The sequence below is a fragment of the Streptomyces sp. NBC_00250 genome (assembly GCF_036192275.1).
GTDB lineage: Bacteria > Actinomycetota > Actinomycetes > Streptomycetales > Streptomycetaceae > Streptomyces.
The window spans coordinates 1,821,644-1,847,447 of the sequence record NZ_CP108088.1; the positions used below are offsets into that span (position 1 = coordinate 1,821,644).

Here is a 25,804-nt window from a genome sequence, read left to right on the forward strand (position 1 = left end):
GCCCCGCCCCCGCGCCCCTTACGCGTCGAAGTCGTACACCGTGACCGGTATCCCCCGGTCCACCAGACGCCGCACGACGAGGGGCTCGACCCGCTCCCAGGAGCCTCCCGCGAGCCCGCAGCCGATGCGCGGCATGTGCACGGAGGCCCCCAGCCCGGTCGCCCTGTCGGCGAGCAGTCCCAGCGCGGCGTCGATCGCCTCGTACCGCACGGGTACGGCCGTGTCGCGCACGGTGCGTATCCCCCGCTGGCCGACCAGATTGGCCACCCACAGTTCGGGCTCGACCCGCACGAACTGGGCCGCGCCGAGCCCGTGGTCGTTCCGCTCGCGCTCGCGGTGCCACTGCCGGAAGGCGGCCTCGGGCGCGGGCCAGCGGCGTGAGATCGCCAGCACGAAGCCCCTGCCCCAGGCACCGATGTCGTTGCAGACGTGGGCGATGATCCTGACGCCCTCGCCCCGTGGCGCGGTCGCGTCCCCCTGCACATACGTGATGCCGCTCGTGATGGCGTTCATGACGATCACGCTACGGGGCACCACTGACAGTGCGCGCGCTCTTCTACAGCGCTGGTGAGACAGCAATACTGTTCAAGTGACCGGGACCGGCCGGTCGACGGCAGCGGAAGCGAGGCACCTCGGATGGGCGTCGGGAGCGACGAGGAGGGCGGGCCCAGCTACACCGTCGACGAGCTGGCCGCGCGGGCCGGGGTCACGGTGCGGACCGTGCGGTTCTACGGGACCCGCGGGCTCCTTCCGCCGCCCGTCATCGGGGCGCGGCGGGTCGGGCACTACGGGCAGGGCCATCTGTCCCGGCTGGCGCTCATCGAGGAGCTCCAGCGGCAGGGGATGACGCTGGCCGCGATCGAGCGGTACCTGGAGCAGCTGCCGCCCGACCTCAGCGCGCAGGACCTGGCGATCCACCGGGCCCTGGTCGCCTCCTGGGCGCCGGAGTCCGCCGAGTCCATCACCCGGCGCGAGCTGGAGCGGCGGGCCGGGCGGGCGCTGACCGAGCGGGACGTGGACCGGCTGGCCGCGATGGGGGTGCTCGACCGGACCGCCGAGGACGACACCTTCCGGCTCGACGGCTCCCTGCTGCGGCTCGGCGTCGAGCTGCTCGACGTACCCATCGAGCACGAGACGATCCTCGCCTCCCGCACCGTTCTCCTGGAGCACGCGCGCGCTGCCGCCCAGGAGCTGTCCCGGCTGTTCCGGGACGAGGTGTGGAGCCCGTACCGGGAGAGCGGGGAGGACCCGGACCACCTGAGCGCGATGAAGTCGCTCTCGGCGCACATGCAGCCGATGGTGGTCCAGGCCCTCCTCACGGCCTTCCAGCGCTCACTGAGCGAGGAGCTGAGGACGGCGTTCAGGACTCGGTGAGAGGGCCGGCCGGGGACCGGCCCTCGGCACCGCCCGGACGGCCGACCCCCGGAGCCGGCCCCCGCACCGCACGGACGCCGGCCCCTTCCCCGAGCGGCACCGCTCAGGCGTCGGTGAAGACCTCGCCCCGCTCTGCCTTCTCCACCAGGAGCGCCGGCGGGGTGAACCGCTCGCCGTACGTCGCGGCCAGCTCACGCGCGCGTGCCGTGAATCCGGCGACACCGCCCTCGTAACCGTTGATGTACTGGAGCACGCCGCCGGTCCAGGCCGGGAAGCCGATGCCCATGATGGAGCCGATGTTGGCGTCGGCGACCGAGGTCAGGACGCCCTCCTCCACGAGCCGGACGGTGTCCAGGGCCTCGGCGAAGAGCATCCGCTCCTGCATGTCGCGGAAGGGGATCTCGTGTCCGGGCTTGGCGAAGTGCTCGCGCAGGCCGGGCCAGAGCTTCCCGCGCCTGCCGTCCTCGCCGTACTCGTAGAAGCCCACGCCGCCGCTGCGACCGGGCCGCCCGAACTCGTCGACCATGCGGTCGATGACGGCCTCGCCCGGGTGGCTGACCCAGGTGCCGCCGGCCTCCTCGATCGCCCGCTTCGTCTCGTTGCGGATCTTGCGCGGGAGGGTCAGGGTCAGTTCGTCCATCAGCGAGAGGACCTTGGCCGGGTAGCCGGCCTGCGCGGCGGCCTGCTCGACGGAGGCGGGCTCGATGCCCTCGCCGACCATGGCGACGCCCTCGTTGATGAAGTGGCCGATCACCCGGGAGGTGAAGAAGCCGCGCGAGTCGTTGACGACGATCGGCGTCTTGTTGATCTGCCGGACCAGGTCGAAGGCGCGGGCGAGCGCCTCGTCGCCGGTCCGCTCGCCCTTGATGATCTCGACGAGCGGCATCTTGTCGACGGGCGAGAAGAAGTGCAGACCGATGAAGTCGCCCTGGCGCTCCACGCCCTCGGCGAGGACGGAGATCGGCAGGGTCGAGGTGTTGGAGCAGAGCAGCGCGTCGGGCTCGACGACGTCCTGGATCTCCTGGAAGACCTTGTGCTTGAGCGCCGTGTCCTCGAAGACTGCCTCGATGACCGCGTCGCAGCCCGCCAGGTCCCCGGCCTCGGAGGTCGGCGTGATGCGGGCGAGGAGCGCGTCGGCCTTCTCCTGGGTCGTACGGCCGCGGGAGACGGCCTTGGCGCAGAGGGCCTCGGAGTAGGCCTTGCCCTTCGCGGCGGACTCGGCGGAGACGTCCTTGAGGACGACCTCGATGCCGGCGCGGGCGCAGGAGTACGCGATGCCGGCGCCCATCATGCCCGCGCCGAGGACGGCGACCTTGCGGACCGGGCGGGGCTCGATGCCCTTCGGGCGGCTCGCGCCGGAGTTGACGGCCTGGAGGTCGAAGAAGAACGCCTGGATCATGTTCTTCGCCGTCGGGCCGACGACCAGCTCGGTGAAGTAGCGGCTCTCGATGACGAGCGCGGTCTCGAAGTCGACCTGGGAGCCCTCGACGGCCGCGGCCATGATGTTCCGGGGCGCCGGGTAGGGCGCGCCGTTGAGCTGCTTGCGCAGGTTGGCGGGGAAGGCGGGCAGGTTGGCCGCGAACTTGGGGTTCGACGGGGTGCCGCCGGGGATCCGGTAGCCGGGGACGTCCCAGGGCTGGCGGGACTCGGGGTGGGCGTCGATGAAGGCGATGGCCTTGGCCATCATCTCCTCGCGGGTGGCGGCCACCTCGTGGACGAGGCCGTTGTCGAGGGCGCGCCTGGGGGCGTACTGGGTGCCCTGGAGCAGCACCTTGAGCAGCGCGTCGGTGATGCCCATGAGGCGGACGGTACGGGCGACGCCGCCACCGCCCGGCAGCAGGCCGAGGGTGACCTCGGGCAGGCCGATCTTGGAGCCGGGGGCGTCGAGGGCGACGCGGTGGTGGGAGGCGAGGGCGATCTCGTAGCCCCCGCCGAGCGCGGCGCCGTTGATCGCGGCGACGACGGGCTTGCCGAGGGTCTCGATGCGGCGCAGCGCCCGCTTCATCTCCAGTGCGCCCTCGAAGATGTCCCGGGCGTGCTCGGGGCCCGCCTGGATCATGTCCTTGAGGTCGCCGCCCGCGAAGAAGGTCTTCTTCGCGGAGGTGTAGATGATGCCGCGGATGGAGTCCTTCTCGGCCTCCACGCGGTCGGCGATCGCGATGATCGAGGCCCGGAAGGCCTGGTTCATGGTGTTGGCGGACTGGTTCGGGTCGTCGAGGACGAGGGTGACGATCCCGGTCTCGTCCTGCTCCCAGCGGATGGTGGTGCTCTCGCTCATGTCTCTGCTTCTCCGTGGACGTGAAGAGGGGTTCGGACGGGACGGTCAGACGCGCTCGACGATGGTGGCGATGCCCATGCCGCCGCCCACGCAGAGGGTGGCGAGGCCGTAGCGCTTGTCCTGCCGCTCCAGCTCGTCCACGAGGGTGCCGAGGATCATCGCGCCGGTGGCGCCGAGCGGGTGGCCGAGCGCGATGGCACCGCCGTTGACGTTGACCTTGTCCAGGGTGATGCCCATGTCCTTGACGAAGCGCAGGACGACGGCCGCGAAGGCCTCGTTGATCTCGATCAGGTCGATGTCGTCGATGGTGAGGCCGGCCTTGGCGAGGGCCTTGCGGGCGGCCGGGGCGGGGCCGGTCAGCATGATGGTCGGCTCGGAGCCGGAGACGGCGGCCGAGACGATCCGGGCGCGCGGGGTCAGTCCGTACCGCTCGCCGACCTCCTTGGAGCCGATGGCGACGAGGGAGGCGCCGTCGACGATGCCGGAGGAGTTGCCGGCGTGGTGGACGTGGTCGATCTCCTCGATCCAGTGGTACTTCTGCAGGGCGACGGCGTCGAAGCCGCCCAGCTCGCCGATGTCGGCGAAGGAGGGCTTGAGCCGGGCGAGGGAGTCGGCGGTGGTGCCGGGGCGCAGGAACTCGTCGTGATCGAGGACGGTCAGTCCCGCGCGGTCCTTGACGGGGACGATCGACCGGGCGAAGCGGCCGTCCTTGACGGCGGCCGCGGCGCGCTCCTGGGAGAGGGCGGCGTATTCGTCGACGTCGCGGCGGGTGAAGCCCTCGATGGTGGCGATGAGGTCGGCGCCGATGCCCTGCGGGACGAAGTTGGTGTCCAGGTTGGTCATCGGGTCGGCGAACCAGGCGCCGCCGTCGGAGGCCATCGGCACCCGGGACATGGACTCGACGCCGCCGGCGAGGACGAGGTCCTCCCAGCCGGAGCGGATCTTCATCGCGGCCATGTTGACCGCTTCGAGGCCGGAGGCACAGAAGCGGTTCTCCTGGACGCCGGCGACGGTGTCGGGGAGTCCGGCGGCGATGGCGGCGATCCGGGCGATGTCGGAGCCCTGGTCGCCGACGGGACCGACGACGCCGAGGACGATGTCGTCGATGGCGGCCGGGTCGAGGTCGGGGTTCCGGGTCTGGATCTCCCGGATGAGTCCGACGACCAGGTCGATGGGCTTGGTGCCGTGCAGGGAGCCGTTGGCCTTGCCGCGTCCGCGCGGGGTGCGGATCGCGTCGTACACGTACGCTTCGGTGCTCACGGAAAGCCTTTCGCGATGAGGGTGGTCGAGCAGAGGGGTGAGGGTGGTCGAGCGGGAGAGGGAGGACGTCAGCCGAGGAGGGAACGGCCGATGATCTCCTTCATGATCTCGGTGGTGCCGCCGTAGATGGTCTGGATCCGGCCGTCGGTATAGGCGCGGGCGACCGGGAATTCGCTCATGTAGCCGTACCCGCCGTGCAGTTGCAGACAGCGGTCGGCGACCCGCTTCTGGAGTTCGGTCGCCCACCACTTGGCCATGGAGGCGTGGACGGCGTCGAGGCCGGCCCCTTCCGGGTCGGTGTGCTCCTCGATGCAGCGGTCGACGAAGGTCCGGGTGACGGCGCACTCGGTGGCCATCTCCGCGATCTCGAAGCGGATGTGCTGGAGCCGGGCGAGCGGGCGGCCGAAGGCCTCGCGCTCCTTGACGTACCGGGTGGTGATCTCCAGGAGGTGCTCGGCGCCCGCGATGCCGGCGACGGCGATGGCGAGCCGCTCCTGGGCGAGGTTGGTCATGAGGTGCAGGAAGGCGCCGTTGAGCTCGCCGAGCAGGTTCTCCTTGGGGACGCGGACGTCCTTGAAGAAGAGCTCGGCGGTGTCCTGGGCCTTCTGGCCGATCTTGTCGAGATTGCGTCCCCGCTCGAAGCCCTCGGCGCCGCGCTCGACGACGAGGAGGGAGAGGCCGTGCGCGCCGCCCTCGGGGGTGGTGCGGGCGACGACGATCACCAGGTCGGCGAGGATGCCGTTGGAGATGAAGGTCTTGGAGCCGTTGAGGACCCAGTGGTCGCCGTGGTCCTCGGCGGTCGTACGGATGCCCTGGAGGTCCGAACCGGCGCCGGGTTCCGTCATCGCGATGGCCGTGACGATCTCGCCGGAGCAGAAGCCGGGCAGCCAGCGCCGCTTCTGCTCCTCGGTGCCGAGCGAGGTGAGGTACGGGCCGATGATGTCGTTGTGCAGGCCGATGGCGAGTCCGGGGGCGCCGGCGCGGGTGAACTCCTCGGCGAGGACGGCGCCGTAGCGGAAGTCCTGGTTGCCGCCGCCGCCGTACTCCTCGTCGACGGCGAGGCCGAGCAGCCCCTGGCGTCCGGCGGCGAGCCAGGCCTCGCGGGCGACGATGCCGTCCTTCTCCCACTGCGGGTAGTGGGGAAGCACCTCCTTGTCGAGGAAGGTGCGGACGGTGGCCCGGAAGGCCTCGTGGTCGGCGGTGTAGAGCTGGCGCTTCATGCGTCGGCCTCCTGGGTCCGGGTCCGGCGGTTCACGCGTCGGACTCCTCGGTCTGGGTCGGGCTCTCAAGGCCGGGTACGGCCCAGTCGCGGGCGACCTCGGCGGTGTCGGCACCGGGCAGGGCGGGGCCCGTGCGGAGGGTGCCGGGGGTGGCGGAGAAGCGGGGGGCCGGGGCGGGCTGGGCGATTCCGCCGTGCTCGGCGAAGGTGCCGCGGGCGGCGAGATGCGGGTGGGACGGGGCCTCGCGCAGGGAGAGGACGGGGGCGACGCAGGCGTCGCCGCCCTCGAAGACCGCGGTCCACTCCTCGCGGGTACGGCTCCGGAAACGGTCGGCGACGGCCTTGCGCAGTTCGGGCCAGCGGCCGAGGTCGCGGCGGGCGGGAGCGACCTCCTCGACGCCGAGGAGGCGGACGAACTCCGCGTAGAACTGCTCCTCGAGCGCGCCGACCGCCATGTGTCCGCCGTCGGAGGTCTCGTAGACGCCGTAGAAGGGGCAGCCGCCGTCGAGGAGGTTGACGCCCCTGCGGTCCTGCCAGCCGCCGGCGGCGAGCATGCCGTGGATCATGGTGGTGAGGTGGGCGGTGCCGTCGACGATCGCCGCGTCGACGACCTGGCCCTCGCCGTGCGCGCGGGCGTGCTGGAGGGCGGCGAGGACGCCGATGACGAGGTAGAGGGAGCCGCCCGCGTAGTCGCCGACGAGGTTGGCGGGGATGGTGGGCGGGCCGTCCGGATCGGGGCCGATCATGCCGAGCGCGCCGGTGATCGCGATGTAGCCGATGTCGTGTCCGGCGGTCGCGGAGAGCGGCCCGTCCTGGCCCCAGCCGGTCATGCGGCCGTAGACGAGGCGCGGGTTGCGGGCGAGGCAGACGTCGGGGCCGACGCCGAGGCGTTCGGCGACGCCGGGGCGGTAGCCCTCGATGAGGATGTCGGCGCGGTCGACCAGGTCGAGGACGGTGGCGGGGCCGTCCGCCGCCTTGAGGTCGACGAGGACGGAGCGCTTGTTGCGGTTGGTGAGGTCGCGGGCCGGGTCGATGCCGAGGCCGGAACCGCCGGGTCGGTCGACGCGGACGACGTCGGCACCGAGGTCGGCGAGGAGCATCGCGGCGAAGGGGCCGGGGCCGATGCCGGCGAGTTCGACCACGCGTACCCCGGTGAGCGGGCCGTTCCCGGCGGTGTGCGTCGTGCTCATCGAGCCCCCAGGCATGTGTGACACCAATGATGTAACACCGGAGATGCTAGGAACGTGTTCCACTCGGCACAAGCCCCCCGGCCGAGCAAGCGCTTGGAAATTGCCTGAAGGGGTCGCTCTCGGGGTGGCTGGGGTAACCGGGAGTAGGGCGCCATCGGGAGACGGCGCGGAACCCGCTATCCTCCGCCGACGACGACAACCGCGACAACCGCGCACGGCGGCGCGGTACGGCCGAGATGAGGGTCTGGATGGACACAGGGGCGGGCGTGGGGCGCGAGGCCGGAGCGGGCCGGGAAGCCGGAGCGGAGGCCACCGGGGCGGGGCGGGACGTCGAAGCGGACGCCCGTACCGGGCGGGAACCCGGGGCACGGCCGTACGACGTGGTCCTCTTCGGGGCGACCGGATTCGTCGGCGAGCTCACCGCCGAGTATCTGGCCGAGCACGCCCCGGCGGAGTGCCGCTGGGCACTCGCGGGCCGCAACCGGGCCGGACTCACGGCCCTGCGCGAGCGGCTCGCCGCCCGGTGGCCGCACTGCGCCGAGGTGCCGCTCGTCGTCGCCGACGCAGCCGACCCCGGCTCGCTGCGCGAACTCGCCGAGTCCACCCGGGTGGTGGCCACGACCGTCGGCCCCTATGTCTGGTACGGCGACGGACTCGTCGGCGCCTGCGCGGAGGCCGGCACGGACTATCTGGACCTCACCGGCGAGTCCGAGTTCGTGGACCTGACGTACGTACGGCACGACGCGCGCGCCCGGGAGACCGGTGCCCGGATCGTGCACGCCTGCGGCTTCGACTCCGTCCCGCACGACCTGGGCGCGTACTTCACCGTCCAGCAGCTCCCGGAGGGCGTACCGCTCCGGGTGGACGGCTTCGTGCGGGCCGGGGCGCAGTTCTCCGGTGGCACCTTCGCCTCCGCCCTCACGGCGTTCGGCCGGGGTCGGGAGATTCTGCGGGCCGCGCATGAACGACGCCTGCACGAACCGCGGTTGGTGTCCCGTCGGGCCCGAGCGCCGCTGGGCGGACCGCGGTTCAGTCGGGAGACCGGGACCTGGGCGCTGCCGCTGCCGACGCTCGACCCGCAGGTCGTGGCCCGCTCGGCGGCGGCCCTCGACCGGTACGGACCCGACTTCCGCTACCGCCACTACGCCTCCGTGAAGACGCTCCCGATGGCCCTCGGGGGCGCCACAGCCGTCGGCGTGGGCGTGGTCGCGGCCCAACTGCCGCCCGTGCGCTCCTGGTTGATGGAGCGGTACCAGGCGGGCCAGGGCCCGTCCGCCGAGCGGCGGGCGCGCAGCTGGTTCTCGGTGCGTTTCGTCGGGGAGGGTGGCGGGCGCCGGGTGTTCACCGAGGTCTCGGGCGGCGATCCGGGGTACGACGAGACGGCCAAGATGCTCGCCGAGTCGGCCCTCTGCCTCGCCTTCGACCCGCTCCCCAAGACCTCGGGCCAGGTGACGACGGCGGTGGCGATGGGCGACGCGCTCATCGACCGGCTGCGGGCGGCGGGCATCCGCTTCCGGGTGGCGCACCGGGGCTGAACGGCGCGGGCCGGCGGTACGGGAGGAATCCGGGCCGCTCGGGAGGAACGAGGTCCGTTCGGCAGGGCCCTGGACCCCTCGCGGGAGGGCTCAGGGCCGTACGAGACGGAAGGGGTGACCGGCCGGGTCGGCATAGACACGCCAGGCCGCGTCGCCACCGCCGTCGTCGAGGGGTTCGGCCCCGAGCGCGAGGACGGCCTCATGGGCGCGGTCCAGGTCGTCGACCCGTACGTCGAGGTGGAACTGCTGCTCGGGCGCGCCCCAGACGGGCGGCCGGTGATCGGCCACGCCCTGGAAGGCGAGGACGGGACCGCCGTCGCCGCGCAACACGGCGGACCCTTCGCCGACGGCCCACCGGGGTTCGGGGCTCTCCACCTCGCCGCCGATCAACTGTCGGTAGAACTCGGCGAGTTCCCAGGCATCCGGGCAGTCCAGAACGAGGCACCGCAGACGCCCGATCACACCGAGGCCCCGTCGGCGAGTACGTACGGCATGGAGCGGACCCGGGCCGGGACGGCCGAAACGGCCCTGCCGAGGGTCAAGTTCGGGCCGCGCCCGGTGGAACGCGACGAAACGGAAAGGGGTGTTGTCATGCCGACCACTCTGCCGGGCTCCCGCACGACCCGGTATCCGTACAGGTACTCAGCTCGCCGTGAGCCGTCCGGGAAGGCGGGACGAGACCTCGGTCGGGCCGGATCGCCCGGGCGCGCTTCGCAGCCAAGCCGGACCTCGCATACTCAGGGATAATCGGGTGGTATGGGCCTTACGTTCTTCGACGACAGGCGTCTGGCGGCTGACCTCCATGCCGCGGCGAGCCGGAACACCGGCCCCGAAGAAGTCGGAGCGGGGATTTCGCGCGTGCTCGCCCCCATCGTGGCCCACGACGCGCTGAGCCTGGTGGGAACCGACCCGGCAACCGGTCCTGGGCTGGGCAGTTTCAGTTTCTGGCACCAGTACGACCCCGCGCTGGTCAGGGAGCTCGTCATGCACCGGCATCTGGGGGCTGCCCCGCAGCGGCCGGCGGTTCCGACGCTCCTGCGGACCCCGGCGGTCGTCGTGGGGGCGGGCACCGACGGGTCGCCCGTGCCGGACCCGCGCATGCGGGACATTCTCACGGCCTACGGGGCGAGTTCGGAGCTGCGTCTGCTTCTCCAGGACAAGCGCGGCGTGTGGGGGGCTCTCGGCCTCCTCCGCTGCGAAGGTGCCGCGCCGTTCAGCGGGGACGACGCCCAGCGGGCGGCCCGGCTCGTACCGGCACTGGTGGCCGCCCTGCGCCGGTACGCGACGGCCGGTCCTCTCTGCCCCGAGGTTCCCCCGATGTCGGCGGGGGTGATCACCGTCGGTCCCGACCACCGGATCAAGGCGGTCAGCCCCCAGGCGCGGCTGTGGCTGGACCAGTGGTCGGCGCACGCCATCCCCTCGTGGGTCCCGGAAGCCTTCTTCGTCTCGCTCTCCCTCGTCGCCCGGACGGAAGCCCGCCGGGACGGGTCGATTCCCCTGGTGTGCGCGCCCCCGGCCGCCTCCGGCCGCTGGACCACCTGTCAGGGCCAAGTGCTCGACGCGGACGCCACGGGCGATGTCGCCCTCGTCATCCAGGGGGCCACGTGGGACTCGGTCCTGCCGTCTCTGTGCGAGTGGTACCGCATCACCCCCCGCGAACGCGACGTCGTCGCGCAGCTCCGCACAGGGGCGTCCGTGAAGCAGATCGCCCGCCGCCTCGACCTGTCCGCGTACACGGTCAACGACCATCTCAAGGCGGTCTTCCGCAAGACCGGAGCGGACGGGCGCGACGAGCTCAGCGCCGCGTTGACCCGCTGACCCGCTCCCCCGCTCCCTCGCTCCCTCGCTCCCCCGCTGATCCCCTGACCCGCTGATCCGCTGCGCTCTGATCCGCGGTTTGTACATCCCCGAATTCAGGGGGTCGCAGCGATACGGATCCAGCCCACCATGAGAAGAGAGACCGGAACACAGGCGGGTCGGCTCGCACCAGTGAGGCCGAGACATCCTTCCTCATCGAGCCGCCGGCGCACACGGTCCGGTCTTCCGGGGATCCCCGCAAGAGGCATGGCGTGCGGACACCGACACGTCCGTGCCAGGTCGGGATCCCCTCCTCATGGAAGGGAACGGACATGACCCACACCAATTTCCTCGAACCCGCGGGCGGAAACGGGGGCAAGGCACAGTTCAATCCGGAGATGGCCGCCCAAGCCTTCGACCTCCATGGCCAAGGTGTCTTCGACAAGGTCCTGCCGGTGCCCGGCTTCCGGGGAGCGTACGGAATGGTGCTCGGCAGCGTCACGGAGTACGACCCCGTCAGCGACCGGCCCATCATGGGAGAGGCGGTCGTCACCCTGCACAGCGTGGTGGGCCTGGACGGGCAACGCGTGCACGTCCGCGTGGAATCGCGCTGGCCCGAGCCGCTGTACATCAGGGTCCAGCTCATGTGGTTCCTCTGAACCCGCTCATCGAGCCGGCACCACCCGAGGGGGCGCGGGCGACCGCGCCCCCTCGGTGACGTCTGGGTCGAGGCCGTACGGCACCCGGGGCGTCTCGGCCGGCTCGTCGGTCAGACCTCGTCGAGGGCGGCCTTCAGCGCGCGGCGGCACAGGGAGTCCGCGTGACGGGTCGTTTCGGGGATGCGGTAGCGCGGGCTCAGGTGGAGGCTGTGGGCGCATGCCTGGGCGAGGGAGACCCGGTGACCGACGGAGACGAACACCGGCTTCACCCCGGCCTGCGTGCGCAGCGCCCGTCCCACCTCCTCGCCGCCCGCCATGAGCGGGGCGAAGTCGCCGCGCGCCGGGCCGGGTTGTTCGTACGTGAAGGTGAACGGGTTCTTCGCGACGCCGATCGACGGCCGGCCCGTGAGCACTCCTAGGTGGCTGGCGAGCCCGAAGCGGCGGGGGTGCGCGACGCCGTAGCCGTCGCAGACGAGCAGTCCGGGGTCCACTGTCAGGCGGTCGAGCGCGGCGAGGACCGTCGGGATCTCCCGGAAGGCGAGCAGCCCGGGGACGTACGGGAAGGAGACCCGGCCGACCGCCGTGGTCTCCTCCACCACCTCCAGGGTCCGGGCGTCGAGGACGACGGCCGCCGCCGCGACGAGATCGCGCTCGTCGTCATAGGCCACGTCGAGACCCGTGACGTGCCCTTCGCCGACCGCCGGTCCTTCCTCGTCACGTACGAGGCGTCCGCGCAGCTCCTGCTGGACGGCCCGGGCGGCGGTCTCGTCGGCGGGCCAGCCCGCCGGAATCTCGATGATCGTCATGATGCGGGCCACCCTATGTTCGACCGCCGGGCGGCACCCAGCCCCGTGTCACGGACGGCACGAAGAGCGCGGGGCAGCGCGGGGCAGCGCCTTCCGAACGGCGTCCGGGGGCTGGGACGGACCGCCGAGGTCCGGGCCACGCCCGGTAGCCTGGCGATCATGTTCGTACTGGAATTGACCTACACCGCGCCCGTCGAGCGGGTGGACGCGCTGCTCGACGCGCACATCGAGTGGCTCGACGCGCAGTACGCCGCCGGGGTGTTCGTCGCCTCGGGGCGGAAGAACCCGCGTGACGGCGGGGTGATCCTCGCCGCCGGGGTCGACCGCGCGGAGATCGAGAAGATCGCGGCGGCCGACCCGTTCAGCGTCGAGGGCGTGTGCGCGTACCGGATCACGGAGTTCTACGCGACCAAGACGGCGGAGGGGCTCGCCGCGTTCCGGGAGCAGCTCCCCTCCTAGGGTCTGTCTGCCTACCGGCCGAGACGGGGATCCTAGGGGTCTGTCTACGGCCCGGCAGGGGTTTCCCAGGGTCTGGCTACCGGCCGAGACGGGCGATCCTGCCCTTCTCGCCCGAGGCCCAGCAGGAGCCGTCGGACGTGCAGTCCACCGTGTCGTACGAGCCGTTGTCGATGGTGTGCCAGGTGCGGCCGCCGTCCGTGGTGAGGTCCGTGCCGGTCGGGCCGACGGCGAGCGCCGCGTGCCTGCTGTGCGGGAGCCAGGCGACGCCGGAGCGGTAGGCGGGCGGCGGTGTGGCCGAGGCGCGCCAGCTGCGGCCCCCGTCGCCGGTGACCGCGCCGGCCTGCGGGGACGGCTGGTCCTTCCGGTAGTCGCCGCCGACGGCGATGCCGTGCGCGCGGTCGCGGAAGGCGAGGCCGAAGACGCCCCTGGCCGGGTCCCCGGCCGGGATCGGGGAGACGGTGGCGGTCCAGGTCAGCCCCCGGTCGGCGGAGTGGAGCACGCGCGCGGTGGCCCCGCCGCCCGTCGCCAGCCACACGTCGCGCGGACCGGCCGACACCAGGCACTGACCGCTCGCCGCGAAGCCCGCCTCGCCGGGGAGTGCGTCCGGCATCCCGGCGTTCGGCAGGACCTGCCAGGAGCGGCCGCCGTCGCGGGTGGAGAGGATGCGGTACTTCCCGTCGACGGGGTCGCTCATCGCGAGCCCGTGCCGGCGGTCGAAGAACGTCATGCAGTCGTAGAAGGCACGCGGATCGGTGTTGCGGAAGGACTCGGTCCAGGTGGCGCCGCCGTCCTCGGTGCGCAGCACCCGCGAGGCCTCGCCCTCGCCGATGGCGAGGACGACGGCCCGGCGGGCGTCGAAGGCCTCCACGTCGCGGAACTCCAGCTCGGCCGCGCCGGGCGGTGAGACGTTTCGCCAGCTCCGGCCGCCGTCGGTGGTCCGCAGCACCGTGCCCTTGGAGCCGGCGGCCCAGGCGGTCCGGCGGTCGACGGGGGCGAGCCCCCGGAAGCGGGCGTCGGTACCGGTCGGTGTCAGCTGCCAGCCCGCCGTGTTCGTCTCGGTCGCTGCCGCGGGGGTCTCCCCGGCTCGCGCAGGGGCGGCCAGGGTCAGCGCGAGCGCCGCCCCGATCAGCCCCACCGACATCATTCGTCTCGTCTTCCCCATGGACGTCATGGCGCCGGAAGCTAGTACCCCCGACCGCTCCCCGTCCAGGGTGCGTCCCCCGCCGGGCGTTCCTAGGCTGGTGTCATGACCGACCGCACGAGTGAGCGCGGGCCCGACGAGAAGCCGAAGCTCAAGGAGTACGAGGGCGAGGGCATCACCGTCACTTTCGAGCCGCGCCGGTGTCTGCACGCGGCCGAGTGCGTGCACGGGCTGCCCGAGGCCTTCGACCTCTCCCGGCGTCCGTGGGTGCAGCCCGACGCCGCCGAGGCCGGTCTGGTGGCGGAGGTCGTCCGCCGTTGCCCCTCGGGTGCGCTCCAGTACCACCCGGCGGACGGCTCCGTCGAGCACCCGGACTCCCCCACGTCCGTGCGTCGTACGTCTTCCGGCCAGCTGGTGATGCGCGGGGACCTGCTGGTGACCGGCGTACACGGCGACCGGCACGAGACCCGCGTGATGCTCTGCGGCTGCGGAGCCTCGGGAAACCAGCCGTACTGCGACCATTCGGGCCCCTGCACCGAACCGGACGACGACATCCCCGACCAGCGCTGACCGGCGCTGACCTGCGCTGACCTGCGCCGATTCGCTCAGCGCGCCGCTGAGGACCGGCGGTGACGCAGGTCACGTACATCCGGAGTGCACGTTCCGCCTGCTCCGCTCGTCTTGTCAGGTGTCAGGTGCCCTGGTGTCGGGGAGACGCACAGGATCCGAAGCCCGCGTGAAAGGAGCCGGTCCTTGTCCGCCGTCATCGAGCAGGCCGTCCAGGCCCGTCTGGTCGCATCCGCTCCGCGGATGGAGACCGTCCCCGCCACCCTGCGGTACGACCGCGAGGACCCGTACGCCGTGAGCATGGCCTTCCCGCCCCCGGCGACCCTGGAGGGCGTCGAGGTCTCCTGGGCCTTCGCCCGTGAGCTGCTCGTCCAGGGCGTCGAGCGCCCGGCCGGGGTGGGGGACGTACGCCTGCGTCCGTACGGGTACGACCGCACGGTGGTCGAGTTCCACGCCCCGGAGGGGGTGGCCATGGTCCATGTCCGGACCTCGGAGCTGCGCCTCTTCCTGGAGCGTTCGCAGCACCTGGTGCCGGCGGGGCGCGAGCACCAGTACCTGGACTGGGACCAGAATCTGGCGGAGCTGCTGCGCGAGCGCCCGTAGCTTCCGGTCCCGGGTCGCCCCACGGGTCACCCCGTAAATCGTTTGCCGCCCTTTCGCGCTCCGGCGTACCGTTCCTCTCGTATTGGTCGTCGTCTGATCGGAGAAGGACGTTGCTCGTCTGAGGTTGCGAGACACCGTGCCGCGCGTGCCCCCTGTGCCGCGTGTGCCGTTCTCGACCTCGGCGTACGAGCCGTTCTTACGACAGACAGCCCGCGCCCCGGTGTCTCCACGCGTCGCATCACGTCACGCCTGCGCTCACGCATCCGGGAGGCCCCTATGGCGCATCACCCCACTTTCATCACCTGCACCTCTCTCTCCTTCTCCTGGCCCGACGGCACCGAGGTCCTCGACGACTTCCGGCTCGCGGTCGGCCCCGGCCGCACCGGGCTCGTCGGACTCAACGGCTCCGGCAAGTCCACGCTCCTGAAGCTCATCGCGGGCGAACTGACCCCGGCCTCCGGCACGGTCCGGGTCACCGGCGAGCTCGGCCACCTGCCCCAGAACCTGGTTCTGGACACGTCCCGGCGGGTGGACGAGATCCTCGGCATCGCGGCGAAGCGGGCCGCCCTGCACGCCATCGAGGCGGGCGACCCGGCGGTGGAGCACTTCACCGCCCTCGCCGACGACTGGGACGTGGAGGAGCGGGCCCGCGCCACCCTCGACCAGCTCGGGCTCGGCGCCGTCGGCCTCGACCGGACCGTCGGTGAGGTCTCGGGCGGCGAGTCCGTCCTGCTGAGGCTCGCCGCGCTGCTGCTCGCCCGCCCCGATGTCCTGCTGCTGGACGAGCCGACCAACAATCTGGACCGGCACGCCCGCGCGCGACTGTACGAGGCGGTGGAGAACTGGTCCGGGGTCCTGGTCGTGGTCAGCCACGACCGTGAACTCCTGGAGCGGGTCGACCAGATCGCCGATCTGCGGGACGGCTCCGTCACCTGGTACGGCGGCGCCTGGTCCGACTACGAGGCCGCACTCGCCGCCGAACAGGACGCGGCGGAGCGGATGGTGCGGGTCGCCGAGGCCGACGTCCAGCGACAGAAGCGGGAACTCGCCGAATCCCAGATGAAGTTGGCCCGCCGTAAGCGCTATGCGCAGAAGAGCTTCGACAACAAGGTCGTCCCGAAGATCGTGGCGAACAACCGCAAGAGCGAGGCCCAGGTCTCGGCCGGCAAACACCGGGCGCTGCACACGGAGCGGCTTTCGGAGGCACGGGAGCGGCTCGACGCGGCGGTGGAGGCGGTGCGGGACGACGACGAGATCCGGGTCGAGCTGCCGCGCACCTCGGTGCCGCCGGGACGCGAGGTGCTGTTCCTGCGGGACCTGGAGCTGCGGTACGGGGCCCGGGTGGCCGGCGAGTTCGAGCTGCGGGGTCCGGAGCGGATCGCGCTGGTCGGCAGGAACGGCGCCGGGAAGACGACGCTGCTGCGGACGATCGCCGGGGACCTCGAACCGCAGTCGGGCGAGGCGGACGCGCGGGTGCCGCTCCGCTTCCTGCCGCAGCGACTCGATGTCCTCGACGACGGGTTGAGCGTGGTGGAGAACGTGGCCCGGTTCGCGCCCACGGCGACGGGGAACGCGATCAGGGCGCGGCTTGCACGGTTTCTGTTCCGGGGCGCGAGGGCGGATCAGCCCGTCGGCACCCTGTCGGGCGGAGAGCGGTTCCGGGCGACGCTCGCGGCGCTGCTCCTCGCGGAGCCGGCTCCACAGCTGCTGATGCTGGACGAGCCGACGAACAACCTGGACATGGCGTCGGTACGGAAGCTGACGGCGGCCCTCGACGCGTACGAAGGGGCGCTGATCGTGGCGAGCCACGACGTGACGTTCCTGGAGTCACTGGGGATCACCCGCTGGCTGCTGCTCGACGGTGAGCTGCGGCCGACGACGGTGGAGGAGGTGCGGGGGACGGCGTCGAGTCCTCGGTAGGGGCACGGCCTCGGCAGGGGCGCGGCCTCGGTAGGGGCGCGGCCTCGGCAGGGGCGCGGCCTCGGCAGGACGGAACGAGCGCCGCCTCTAGCGGTGGAGTAACGCCCAGGATTTCGTGCCGCCGCCCGGAGTGAGGACGGGGGCGAGTCCCCAGTCCCCTCCGTGCGCGTCGACCGCCGCGGCCAGCAGCCACATGCTGCGGCTGCGGCGGCCGCGGCATTCCTCGGCCGCGGTGGGCGAGTTGTGGGCCGGATGCTGGTCGTAGAGCACGATCCTCAGCGCCTCGAACTGCCATCGGACGCGCAGGATCATCTCCCGGTCGGGGGTGAACCGGTAGGCCGCGGCGACGAGCTCGGAGGCGGCGAGGGCGGCGGTCTCACAGAGGTCGTCGAGACCGTGCCGATCGAGGAGCGACTCGATCGACCGGCGCGCGAGTCCGGCACAGTAGGCCCCTCCGGGGAGGAGCATCGAGTAGCTGAGGTTCTCCGTGGCGGGGGGTATCGGCCCGGCCGCGACGGCGGACGGGAGGCAACGCAGGGCGCCCTTCATCGGGTTGCTCACATTTCCTGTGCATGGGGGGGTGCATGGGGGTCCCTCCACACGGTCGGTAGCCCCGTGTGAGACTGACGCTACCGACCGTAGCGCACGATCGGAGCACGGTGCTACTACTTGCGGGCACTCGTGCCATTCCGGCCATATCGCCGTCACATGACGAAGGGGAGAGCGAGCGTGCCACCCAGGAGCAGCCCGACCGCGCGACAGCAGCGACTCGGCAGCGAACTGCGCAGACTTCGCGAACAATCGGGGATGCCGGCCCAGCAGGCCGCCGCCCTCCTGGGCGTCGACCGCACCCGTATCCCCCACATCGAGTCGGGCCGCTTCGGCATCAGCGCCGAGCGCGTCCGCACCCTGGCCTTCAACTACGGCTGCCCGGACACCGGACTCGTCGACCTCCTCGCCGCCATGGCGCACGAGCGGGACCGCGGCTGGTGGGAGGAGCACCGCGGGCTGCTGCCGCCCGCACTCATCGACATCGCGGAACTGGAGTACCACTCTTGGGAGTTGCACACCGCCGTCACCACCCACATCCCGGGTCTGCTGCAGACCGAGGAGCACGCGCGAGCGGTCTTCGACACCGCCGTCCCTCCCCTGCCGGGGCCCGACCTGGAAGCCCGGCTCGCCCTGCGGCTCCGCCGCCAGGAAGTCCTCGACCGGGACCGACCCGTCCAGTACGAGGCCGTGATCCACGAGGCGGCGCTGCGCATGCAGTTCGGCGGACCCAAGGTCGCGCGGGAGCAACTGGAGCGCATACTGGCGCACTCCGAGCGGGACACGGTCTCCGTGCGGGTCATCCCCTTCGCCGCGGGGGGTTTCCCGGGGGCGGGCCAGTCGTTCACTTATGTGGCCGCGCCCGTGGCACAGCTAGACACCGTGCAGCTCGACTCCTCCCACGGATCACTCCTCCTCGACGCGGATATGCAACTGCGCCGATACCGGGGCCTGTTGGAACGACTGCGCGGGCTCGCCCTGTCCACGGACGAGTCACGTACGTTCGTCCGCACCGTCGCCCAGGAACTGTGAAGGACCCCCCACACGATGAACCTCACGACCGCCGCCACCGCGATCACCACCTCCACCACCACCGGCCTCGTCGCCACCCGGTCCGCCGTCGACGCCGCCGTCGAGATCGACTGGGACGAGGCCTTCTGCAGCGAGGGCGCCAACTGCTTCCGGTTCGGCCTCGACGACACGGGCCGGGCGTACATCGGCTCGACCCTGACCCCGGGCGCGCACGTCAGCGACTCGGTGGAGGCGCTGCGGGCGCTGATCCGCGCGGTGAAGGCCGGCGCCGCCGACCACCTGCTCTGACCGGACGGCCGCCCGCCGATCCGGCACCGGACAGCCATCCGCTTCGGGCCGCGGCCGACAGCACCGCGCGGCCGGACGTCTGCTCTCCGTAGTTGTTCCGATGGCCGATACAGGGCTCCCGGGACGTGACCTGCATCTCCGGCGCCCCATCCGAGCAGCGCACATAACGGAACGTAACCGGACATCGCCGGGACGGGCTTGGCCGACGCCTTACGGAGCCTTAACCTACGGTCTCGTAACCTACGAATCCGTAGGTATGCCCGTATGCCCTTCTCCGTCCCCAGGAGTCCCCGTGACGCTCACCTCTCCCCACCTCGGCAGCTCGACAGGGTGGACCGATGCGCGGCTGCTCTACGCGCTGGAAGAGGTCGTGGAGAAGGAGCTCAACCGGCACCTCAAGGTCACCAAGGACTGGATGCCGCACGAGTACGTGCCCTGGTCCGACGCCCGCAACTTCCCCGGCTTCTTCGAGGACGGCGAGGCCTGGGACCCGGCGCAGTCCAAGGTGACCGACATCGGCAAGATCGCCCTCGTGGTCAACCTGCTCACCGAGGACAACCTCCCGAGCTACCACCACGAGATCGCCAGCCTCTTCGGCCGCGACGGCGCCTGGGGCACCTGGGTGCACCGCTGGACCGCCGAGGAGGGCCGGCACGGCATCGTGATGCGCGACTACCTGCTCGCCTCGCGCGCCGTCGACCCGGACAAGCTGGAGCAGTTCCGGATGGCGCACATGAGCGAGGGCTTCGAGTCCGACAACCGCCACTCGATGCTGCACTCCGTGGCGTACGTCGCCTTCCAGGAGCTCGCCACCCGCATCTCGCACCGCAACACCGGTCACCAGTCCGGTGACCCGGTCTGCGACCGGATGCTGTCCCGTATCGCCACCGACGAGAACCTGCACATGGTCTTCTACCGCAACCTGCTGGGTGCGGCCTTCGAGATCGCCCCCGACCTGACCATGCAGGCCGTCCGGGACGTCGTGGTCAACTTCCGGATGCCCGGACACGGCATGCCCGGCTTCGAGCGGGCGGCGGCGCAGATGGCGATCGGCGAGATCTACAACATGCGCATCCACCACGACGACGTCCTCCAGCCGGTCCTCCGCTTCCTGAAGGTCCTCCAGATCGAGGGCCTCGGGCCGGAAGGGCTGCAGGCCCAGGAGGAGCTGGGCCTGTACATGAACGGCCTGGACTCCGAGGCGAGCAAGTTCGACGAGAAGCTCGCCGCCCGCAAGGCCCGGATGGCCGCGCGCGCCGCCGGCTGAGCGACCGGTTCGACACACGCTCCGAACGCGACCGACGGCACGGGCGCGGCAGGCTGATCAGCCTGCCGCGCCCGTGCCGCTCCGCACCCGGACCCCTCGTACCCCCGCGCCGAGGCGTCCGCCGCCGCTCAGCCCTGTCGGCGCTTGAGCCGGAACCGCTCCTTCTCCGAGAGCCCGCCCCACACCCCGAAGCGCTCGTCGTGCCTCAGCGCGTACTCCAGGCAGGCCACCCGCCCCTCACAGGCCCCGCAGAGCTGCTTCGCCTCGCGGGTCGAGGAGCCGGGCGCCGGAAAGAAGAACTCCGGGCCGGCCTGGGCGCACAGCGCGTTCTCCTGCCAGGTCATGTCGGGCTCCGGTGCGGTCAGTGCGATCGTGTCGGTCTGCATGCGGTACACGCTGCCGGAGGGGCGTAAACGCGCCATCAACGTTCGATCAATGCGACGTTCGCCGCTGTTTGCAAAGCGGCTCGCCGAAGACCTTTGCCGCGCCGCTACGTCCAGGTCGAACGGTTCACCGAGGGGGCCGTACGGGAGCTCGACGGCTGACCCCCGTGTGAGGGGAAACCCTCGCCGGTGACGTCCAGGAGCCGGTCGGCCGCCGTCCAGGAGAGGCGGCGGGCGTGCGCCGCTCGGTACGTCGTGCGTGGGGTATGAACGGCGTGTTTCCTCCCTCGCCCGACCCATGATTCGGCTCCCGCCATGTGGCAGCGTGGAAGCCCGATCACCCACGGGGAGCGAACCCTATGACGACCGAGGCCGGCATCGTCCGACCCCCGGCGGGCGCCCAGGCGGTCCGCCGTGCACTGGATGTCCTGCACTGTTTCCACGACAACGGGCCCGACCTGAGCGCCTCCGACCTCGCGCGGCGGCTCGGGCTCTCCACGTCCACCGCGCACCGGCTCGCCCGGACCCTGCTCGGCGCGGGTTTCCTGGAGCAGGACGCCCGGACCGCCCGCTACCGGCTCGGCCCGGCGATGACGGAGCTGGGACGGCTCTCGTACCACCAGAGGGGGCTCCACCTGGCCGCGCCCGAGCTGGCCGATCTGGCCGAACGGACGGGCACAACAGCAGACTTGGCCCTGCGCAGCGGTCCGCACGTGGTGATCGTGGCGGGCGGCTCGGTGACTCCCAAGGTGGGGCTGCGCCGGCCCCGGCACTCGACGGCGCTCGGAAAGGTGCTGCTCGCCTGGCCCCGGGCGGGCGAGGCCGACCCCCTCTCGCTTCCGCCGTACACCTTCACCGAGCGGACCGTCGGCGAACCTCCCGCTCTCGCCGCCGAGTTGGCACGCATACGGGACGCGGGGTATGCCGTCGACGACGGGGAGTCCGCCCACGGGGTGCGGACCGTGGCCGTGCCGGTCCTGGAGCGGGCGGGGCACGCGCGCTTCGCTCTCGCGGTCCGTGCGACCCCGGACCTGATCACGGACGCGCGGCTCGACTGGTACCTGGCGCAGGCCCGGTCCTGCGCCCGCGCCCTGGAGGTCCTGTTGCTCGCTCCGGCGGAACGACGCGACCCCGGCGAGCGGACCGGGTAGCTCGCGGGCGGCGGCGGACGACCTACGCGGGGCGGGGCGGCGGCAGGGCGGCGGCGGGGTGGTGGGGCGCCGGGGCGGCAGGGGCGGCGGGCCCGAAAGTTCCCGCACGGTCGTGCGTTCAGTAGGATGGGGGCCATGAGCGGCAGCGGGACCAAGACGGACGGGCGCGTCGAGCGCGGGAACCAGACCCGGCGGCTCGTGCTCGGCCGGACCATGGACATCGCCTCGATCGAGGGGCTCGACGGTCTCTCCCTGGGGCGGATCGCCACCGAGCTGCAGCTCAGCAAGAGCGGCGTCTTCGCCCTCTTCGGCTCCAAGGAGGAGCTCCAGCTCGCCACGATCAGGGCCGCCGTCGCCGTCTTCGCCGACCACGTCGTCACCCCCCTGAAGGACGTGCCGCCGGGCGCCCGGCGCGTGCGCGAGCTGTGCCGGAAGTGGCTCGCGTACTCCTCGGGCCGGGTGTTCGCGGGCGGCTGCTTCTTCTACGCGGTCACGGCCGAGTTCGACGCCCGTACGGGTCCGGTCCACGACGCCGTCGCACAGACCCGCATCGACTGGACCGCTTACATGGAACGGTCCCTGACGGAGGCTCAGGCCGTCGGGGACTTCGCCGGGGACCTGGATGTGGAGCAGTTGGCCTTCGAGGTGATCGCCCTCATGGAAGCGGCCAACGCGCAGTCCGTCCTGCTGGGCGGCACCAGGGCGTACGACCGTGCCGAGCGGGGTATCGCCTCCCGGCTGCGCGCCTCGGCCACGGACCGGGGCCGGGAGGGCCTCGACGCCGAGTAGCACCCCCCTCCCCGCCTCCCTCAGCCCGCGGCCACCCGCCGCTCCGACGGTTCGCCCGCAGGCGCCGTCAGGAATGCCACCGCCTCCGCCACGACGGCCGGGTCGCGCAGGATGCGGCGGTGGCCGAGCCCCCGGGTTTCGACGAGCCGGGCCCGGTCGCCATGGGCTCGCGCGAGCCGCCGCGACTGGACTGGCGGCACCATGTCGTCGCTCTCGTCGTGGAACAGCAGGACGGGCGCGCCGAGTTCACCGGCGGCACGGTCCGCGTCGAAGCGGTCCCAGATGCCGGGCTCATCGGGCGCGAGCCGCCGCTCCACGTGGCCGCGCATGCACCGGACGATCCGTTCGTCCACGCCGAGCCCCGCCTGGAAGCCCTTGACCAGCATGCCGAAGGAGCCGACGCCGCCGAGTCCGACGAAGCGGGCCGTACGGACGCCGTCCCGGAGGGCGAAGAGAGAGGCGAGGACGCCGAACGAGTGGGCGACGACGGCGTCGAAGTCGCCGTGCCGGGCATGCAACTCCCGGATGATCTCCCGGTATTCGACGATGTTGCCGGCCCGCCCCGGGGAATCGCCATGGCCGGGCGCGTCGAAGGCGACGGGGCTGTAGCCGCGGGCGAGCAACGGTTCCGCGAAGGCGGTGAGCCGCGAGGCGCGCGAGGACCAGCCGTGGACGAGCAGGACGGGTCGGCGGCCGTCACCCCAGGAGTACGTGACGACGTCCTTGCCCCGGACCTGGAGGTGCCCGGTCCGGGCGGCGGCGAAGAGCGCCTGCTCCTCGGGCTTCACCCGTGCTCGGCCGAGCGGGCGGACGAAGAGACGGAAGGCCCAGCGGCCGGCCGCTCCGGGGGCGACCCGGGCGGTGGCGTTCAGGGCGGTGCGGATGAGCGGAGCCATCGGGTACATGCCGGGTTCTCCTCGGTCGTCCTGGGTCCTGGGTTTACGTCCTTGGACCTACAAAAATGCTAGCACGACCGTTCGTGTTGTTTTAGTCTCGAAAAGGGGTGGCCCGGTGCCCACCCGGAAGCACCGGGCCACCTCCGCCCCGCCGGCCCGACCATCCAGGCCGACCCTCAAGCCCGACCGGCCGACCGGCCGATCCATCCGATCCGCCCGGTCACTCCGCCTCGTCCGCCGGCTCCTTCTTCGCCCGGCTCGGCTGCACCCTCTTCGGCTCGCCCGGCATCTTCGGATACTCCGGCGGATAGGGCAGGTCCCCGAGGCCGTGGTCCGCCTCGTCCCGCCTGGCCAGTTCGAGCAGGGACTCCAGGCTGAACCGCTCCTCGTCCATGCCGGCGTGGACGTCGCCCACTTCGGCGTACCGGACCGGCATCGTCCTGATGTCGAAGTCCAGCGGCACGGCGTCGTCGATCTCGTCCCACCGCAGGGGCGCCGACACGGGGGCGTGCGGTCGCGGGCGTACGGAGTAGGCGGAGGCGATCGTGCGGTCCCGGGCGGTCTGGTTGTAGTCGACGAAGATCCGCTCGCCGCGCTCCTCCTTCCACCACTTGATGGTGACCTGATCCGGCATCCGCCGCTCCAGCTCCCGGCCGCAGGCGATAGCCGCACGCCTGACCTGCGTAAACGTCCAGTCGGGCAGGATCGGCACGAAGACGTGGAGCCCTCGTCCGCCGGAGGTCTTCGGCCAGCCGCGCAGCCCGTGCTCGTCGAGGACCGCATGCAGCTCATGGGCGGCGCGGACGGCGTCCGAGTAGTCGGTGCCGGGCTGCGGATCGAGGTCGATGCGGAGCTCGTCGGGGTGGTCGGTGTCCTCCCGCCGTACCGGCCAGGGATGGAACGTGACGGCGCCGAGGTTGGCTGCCCAGAGCACGGCCGCGGGTTCGGTGGGGCACATCTCGTCGGCCGACCGGCCGCTGGGGAAGGTGATGTGGGCCGTCGGGATCCAGTCGGGCAGGTACTTCGGGGCGCGCTTCTGGAAGAACGACTCGCCGGTCACCCCGTCGGGGTAGCGCTCCAGAGTGGTGGGGCGGTCGCGCAGGGCGCGCGTGATGCCGTCACCCACGGCCAGGTAGTAGCTGACCATGTCGAGCTTGGTGTAGCCGGGTTCGGGGAAGTACACCTTGTCCGGATTGGACACGCGTACGGTCCGGTCGCCGACTTCCAGTTCCACCGCTGCCGCCTTGCCTGCCATGCCGGTCAGCCTAGGGCTCGCCGACAAGTCCCGCATACCGGACAATCGCCCCATGGATCTTCCGGTGATGCCGCCCGTGAAACCGATGCTCGCCAAGTCGGTCAAGCGGATCCCGCCCGGGATGCAGTACGAGGCGAAGTGGGACGGCTTCCGCGCGATCGTGCACCGCGACGGGCCGGAGCTCGTCATCGGCAGCCGCACCGGCAAGCCCCTCACCCGCTACTTCCCCGAGCTGGTCGAGGGGCTCGCCGCCCGGCTGCCGGAGCGCTGTGTGGTCGACGGCGAGATCGTCATCGAGCACGGCGGCCACCTCGACTTCGACCGGCTCAGCGAGCGGATCCATCCGGCCGACTCCCGGGTCCGCATGCTGGCGGAGACGACCCCGGCGCTGTTCGTGGCCTTCGACCTGCTCGCGCTCGGCGACACCTCGCTGCTCGACACCCCGCTGAGCGAGCGCCGGGAGGCCCTGGAGCGGATGCTCGACGGGGTCGACACGCCGCTCCATCTGGCCCCGGCGACCCGGGACGCCGAGCAGGCCGCCCGCTGGTTCGAGCAGTACGAGGGGGCGGGCCTCGACGGGGTGATCGCCAAGCCGCTCGACCTGCCGTACCGGCCGGACGCCCGTCTGATGTACAAGATCAAGCACGAGCGGACGGCCGACGTCGTGGTGGCCGGCTACCGCTTCCACAAGAGCGGCCCGGTGGTCGGCTCGCTGCTCCTCGGCCTGTACGACGACAAGGGCGCCCTCCAGCACGTCGGGGTGTGCGCGGCCTTCACCGCGCAGCGGCGGGCCGAGCTGATCGAGGAGCTGGAGCCGCTGCGGATGGACCCTCCGGACGGGCACCCGTGGGCGGCCTGGGCGGAGGAGGCCGCGCACGCGGGGGCGCGGCTGCCCGGTGCGCCGAGCCGCTGGTCGGGGAAGAAGGACCTTTCGTGGGTGGCGCTACGGCCCGAGCGGGTCTGCGAGGTGGGGTACGACCACATGGAGGGCGACCGCTTCCGGCACACGGCGCAGTTCAAACGGTGGCGCCCGGACCGGGCTCCGGAGTCCTGCGGGTACGAGCAGCTGGACGAGCCCGTCTCGTACGACCTGTCCGAGATCCTGACGTAGCGTCCGGACCGTGTCCGGAGGACGCCGATCCGCCGAGTGAGATGCTTCACATTCGACGAGCGCCCCGTCGGCCCCAACACCCCTCTGTCGAGCACGCGTTCGTCGTACGTACGGGCGATACGCAGGGACGGTGAACAATCCCTTGGCGACCGCCCGGGCCCGTACCTGCGAGAACGCCCCCGGCCGCACCCGGCGGCCGTACCCGCTCGCCCGCCCGGGTACCCCCGAGCGCCTCCGGAGCGCCGTCGCGTCGTTGCCCCACCGCGACATCGCCG

General features: G+C 71.9%; 26 protein-coding genes. 14 read left to right on the forward strand and 12 right to left on the reverse strand.

Going from position 1 to position 25,804, the window contains the following annotated elements; translation table 11 throughout:
- Positions 1–18 precede the first annotated feature (18 nt).
- Positions 19–513 carry a macro domain-containing protein gene (locus tag OG259_RS08175; RefSeq protein WP_328941636.1) on the reverse strand — a complete coding sequence of 165 codons (495 nt, stop codon included), beginning with the start codon at positions 511–513 and terminating at the stop codon, positions 19–21.
- Positions 514–636: 123 nt separating this feature from the next.
- On the opposite strand from OG259_RS08175, the gene OG259_RS08180 reads away from it, so the two are divergent.
- The gene (locus OG259_RS08180; protein ID WP_328941637.1) at positions 637–1,374 is read left to right on the forward strand and encodes a MerR family transcriptional regulator; all 738 of its coding nucleotides are present in this window, start codon (positions 637–639) and stop codon (positions 1,372–1,374) included.
- 103 nt (positions 1,375–1,477) lie between these two features.
- Here OG259_RS08180 and OG259_RS08185 read toward each other — a convergent pair whose 3' ends face one another.
- From OG259_RS08185 to OG259_RS08200, 4 genes are all read right to left on the reverse strand, one after another.
- Positions 1,478–3,652, reverse strand: a complete 2,175-nt coding sequence (locus OG259_RS08185; protein WP_328941638.1) for a 3-hydroxyacyl-CoA dehydrogenase NAD-binding domain-containing protein — start codon at positions 3,650–3,652, stop codon at positions 1,478–1,480.
- Positions 3,653–3,697: 45 nt separating this feature from the next.
- Entirely contained in the window at positions 3,698–4,912 is a 1,215-nt protein-coding gene (locus OG259_RS08190; protein ID WP_328941639.1) for an acetyl-CoA C-acetyltransferase, read from the reverse strand.
- A gap of 68 nt (positions 4,913–4,980) precedes the next feature.
- Positions 4,981–6,132 (reverse strand): acyl-CoA dehydrogenase family protein, encoded by a 1,152-nt coding sequence (locus OG259_RS08195; protein ID WP_328941640.1) that lies wholly within the window; start codon positions 6,130–6,132, stop codon positions 4,981–4,983.
- Between the two features lie 31 nt (positions 6,133–6,163).
- Positions 6,164–7,321, reverse strand: coding sequence for a CaiB/BaiF CoA transferase family protein (locus OG259_RS08200; RefSeq protein WP_328941641.1), 1,158 nt, complete (start codon positions 7,319–7,321; stop codon positions 6,164–6,166).
- Between the two features lie 248 nt (positions 7,322–7,569).
- On the opposite strand from OG259_RS08200, the gene OG259_RS08205 reads away from it, so the two are divergent.
- On the forward strand, positions 7,570–8,856 hold the full coding sequence (locus OG259_RS08205; RefSeq protein WP_328941642.1) for a saccharopine dehydrogenase family protein: 1,287 nt from the start codon (positions 7,570–7,572) through the stop codon (positions 8,854–8,856).
- A gap of 90 nt (positions 8,857–8,946) precedes the next feature.
- On the opposite strand, the gene OG259_RS08210 is transcribed toward OG259_RS08205, so the two are convergent.
- On the reverse strand, positions 8,947–9,318 hold the full coding sequence (locus OG259_RS08210) for a VOC family protein (protein WP_328941643.1): 372 nt from the start codon (positions 9,316–9,318) through the stop codon (positions 8,947–8,949).
- 396 nt (positions 9,319–9,714) lie between these two features.
- Between OG259_RS08210 and OG259_RS08215 the strand changes: the two genes are divergently transcribed.
- Positions 9,715–10,674, forward strand: a complete 960-nt coding sequence (locus OG259_RS08215; RefSeq protein ID WP_328941644.1) for a helix-turn-helix transcriptional regulator — start codon at positions 9,715–9,717, stop codon at positions 10,672–10,674.
- Positions 10,675–10,985: 311 nt separating this feature from the next.
- Positions 10,986–11,312: a hypothetical protein gene (locus tag OG259_RS08220; RefSeq protein ID WP_328941645.1), complete on the forward strand. Its 327-nt coding sequence runs from the start codon at positions 10,986–10,988 to the stop codon at positions 11,310–11,312.
- A 110-nt stretch (positions 11,313–11,422) separates the two neighbouring features.
- Here the strand turns inward: OG259_RS08220 and OG259_RS08225 are convergent, their stop codons facing one another.
- Positions 11,423–12,118, reverse strand: coding sequence for an endonuclease V (locus tag OG259_RS08225; RefSeq protein ID WP_328941646.1), 696 nt, complete (start codon positions 12,116–12,118; stop codon positions 11,423–11,425).
- A gap of 159 nt (positions 12,119–12,277) precedes the next feature.
- Here OG259_RS08225 and OG259_RS08230 point away from each other — a divergent pair, with 159 nt between their 5' ends.
- Positions 12,278–12,577 (forward strand): YciI family protein, encoded by a 300-nt coding sequence (locus tag OG259_RS08230; RefSeq protein ID WP_328941647.1) that lies wholly within the window; start codon positions 12,278–12,280, stop codon positions 12,575–12,577.
- Between the two features lie 76 nt (positions 12,578–12,653).
- Here OG259_RS08230 and OG259_RS08235 read toward each other — a convergent pair whose 3' ends face one another.
- Positions 12,654–13,748: a WD40/YVTN/BNR-like repeat-containing protein gene (locus OG259_RS08235; protein WP_328941648.1), complete on the reverse strand. Its 1,095-nt coding sequence runs from the start codon at positions 13,746–13,748 to the stop codon at positions 12,654–12,656.
- Positions 13,749–13,823: 75 nt separating this feature from the next.
- Between OG259_RS08235 and OG259_RS08240 the strand changes: the two genes are divergently transcribed.
- From OG259_RS08240 to OG259_RS08250, 3 genes are all read left to right on the forward strand, one after another.
- Positions 13,824–14,288: a (4Fe-4S)-binding protein gene (locus OG259_RS08240; protein WP_328941649.1), complete on the forward strand. Its 465-nt coding sequence runs from the start codon at positions 13,824–13,826 to the stop codon at positions 14,286–14,288.
- 183 nt (positions 14,289–14,471) lie between these two features.
- The gene (locus OG259_RS08245; protein ID WP_266898795.1) at positions 14,472–14,888 is read left to right on the forward strand and encodes an SsgA family sporulation/cell division regulator; all 417 of its coding nucleotides are present in this window, start codon (positions 14,472–14,474) and stop codon (positions 14,886–14,888) included.
- A 276-nt stretch (positions 14,889–15,164) separates the two neighbouring features.
- Entirely contained in the window at positions 15,165–16,808 is a 1,644-nt protein-coding gene (locus OG259_RS08250; protein WP_328941650.1) for an ABC-F family ATP-binding cassette domain-containing protein, read from the forward strand.
- An 87-nt stretch (positions 16,809–16,895) separates the two neighbouring features.
- Here the strand turns inward: OG259_RS08250 and OG259_RS08255 are convergent, their stop codons facing one another.
- Positions 16,896–17,369, reverse strand: a complete 474-nt coding sequence (locus tag OG259_RS08255; protein WP_328941651.1) for an ATP-binding protein — start codon at positions 17,367–17,369, stop codon at positions 16,896–16,898.
- Between the two features lie 168 nt (positions 17,370–17,537).
- Between OG259_RS08255 and OG259_RS08260 the strand changes: the two genes are divergently transcribed.
- The 3 genes from OG259_RS08260 to OG259_RS08270 all read left to right on the forward strand — a co-directional run bounded on the left by OG259_RS08260 (position 17,538) and on the right by OG259_RS08270 (position 19,944).
- Positions 17,538–18,389, forward strand: coding sequence for a helix-turn-helix domain-containing protein (locus tag OG259_RS08260; RefSeq protein ID WP_328941652.1), 852 nt, complete (start codon positions 17,538–17,540; stop codon positions 18,387–18,389).
- A gap of 15 nt (positions 18,390–18,404) precedes the next feature.
- A complete protein-coding gene (locus OG259_RS08265; protein WP_328941653.1) occupies positions 18,405–18,677 on the forward strand; it encodes a hypothetical protein in 273 nt (90 codons plus the stop codon).
- A 292-nt stretch (positions 18,678–18,969) separates the two neighbouring features.
- Positions 18,970–19,944 carry an acyl-ACP desaturase gene (locus tag OG259_RS08270; protein WP_328941654.1) on the forward strand — a complete coding sequence of 325 codons (975 nt, stop codon included), beginning with the start codon at positions 18,970–18,972 and terminating at the stop codon, positions 19,942–19,944.
- Positions 19,945–20,072: 128 nt separating this feature from the next.
- Here OG259_RS08270 and OG259_RS08275 read toward each other — a convergent pair whose 3' ends face one another.
- The gene (locus tag OG259_RS08275; protein WP_328941655.1) at positions 20,073–20,330 is read right to left on the reverse strand and encodes a WhiB family transcriptional regulator; all 258 of its coding nucleotides are present in this window, start codon (positions 20,328–20,330) and stop codon (positions 20,073–20,075) included.
- 356 nt (positions 20,331–20,686) lie between these two features.
- On the opposite strand from OG259_RS08275, the gene OG259_RS08280 reads away from it, so the two are divergent.
- Both OG259_RS08280 and OG259_RS08285 read left to right on the forward strand, forming a co-directional pair.
- Positions 20,687–21,478: an IclR family transcriptional regulator gene (locus OG259_RS08280; protein WP_328941656.1), complete on the forward strand. Its 792-nt coding sequence runs from the start codon at positions 20,687–20,689 to the stop codon at positions 21,476–21,478.
- A gap of 135 nt (positions 21,479–21,613) precedes the next feature.
- On the forward strand, positions 21,614–22,267 hold the full coding sequence (locus OG259_RS08285) for a TetR/AcrR family transcriptional regulator (protein WP_328941657.1): 654 nt from the start codon (positions 21,614–21,616) through the stop codon (positions 22,265–22,267).
- Between the two features lie 20 nt (positions 22,268–22,287).
- On the opposite strand, the gene OG259_RS08290 is transcribed toward OG259_RS08285, so the two are convergent.
- Positions 22,288–23,172: an alpha/beta hydrolase gene (locus OG259_RS08290; RefSeq protein ID WP_328941658.1), complete on the reverse strand. Its 885-nt coding sequence runs from the start codon at positions 23,170–23,172 to the stop codon at positions 22,288–22,290.
- A 211-nt stretch (positions 23,173–23,383) separates the two neighbouring features.
- A complete protein-coding gene (gene ligD, locus OG259_RS08295) occupies positions 23,384–24,418 on the reverse strand; it encodes a non-homologous end-joining DNA ligase (protein WP_328941659.1) in 1,035 nt (344 codons plus the stop codon).
- Between the two features lie 52 nt (positions 24,419–24,470).
- On the opposite strand from ligD, the gene OG259_RS08300 reads away from it, so the two are divergent.
- Positions 24,471–25,529 (forward strand): ATP-dependent DNA ligase, encoded by a 1,059-nt coding sequence (locus OG259_RS08300; protein ID WP_328941660.1) that lies wholly within the window; start codon positions 24,471–24,473, stop codon positions 25,527–25,529.
- Positions 25,530–25,804 lie beyond the last annotated feature (275 nt).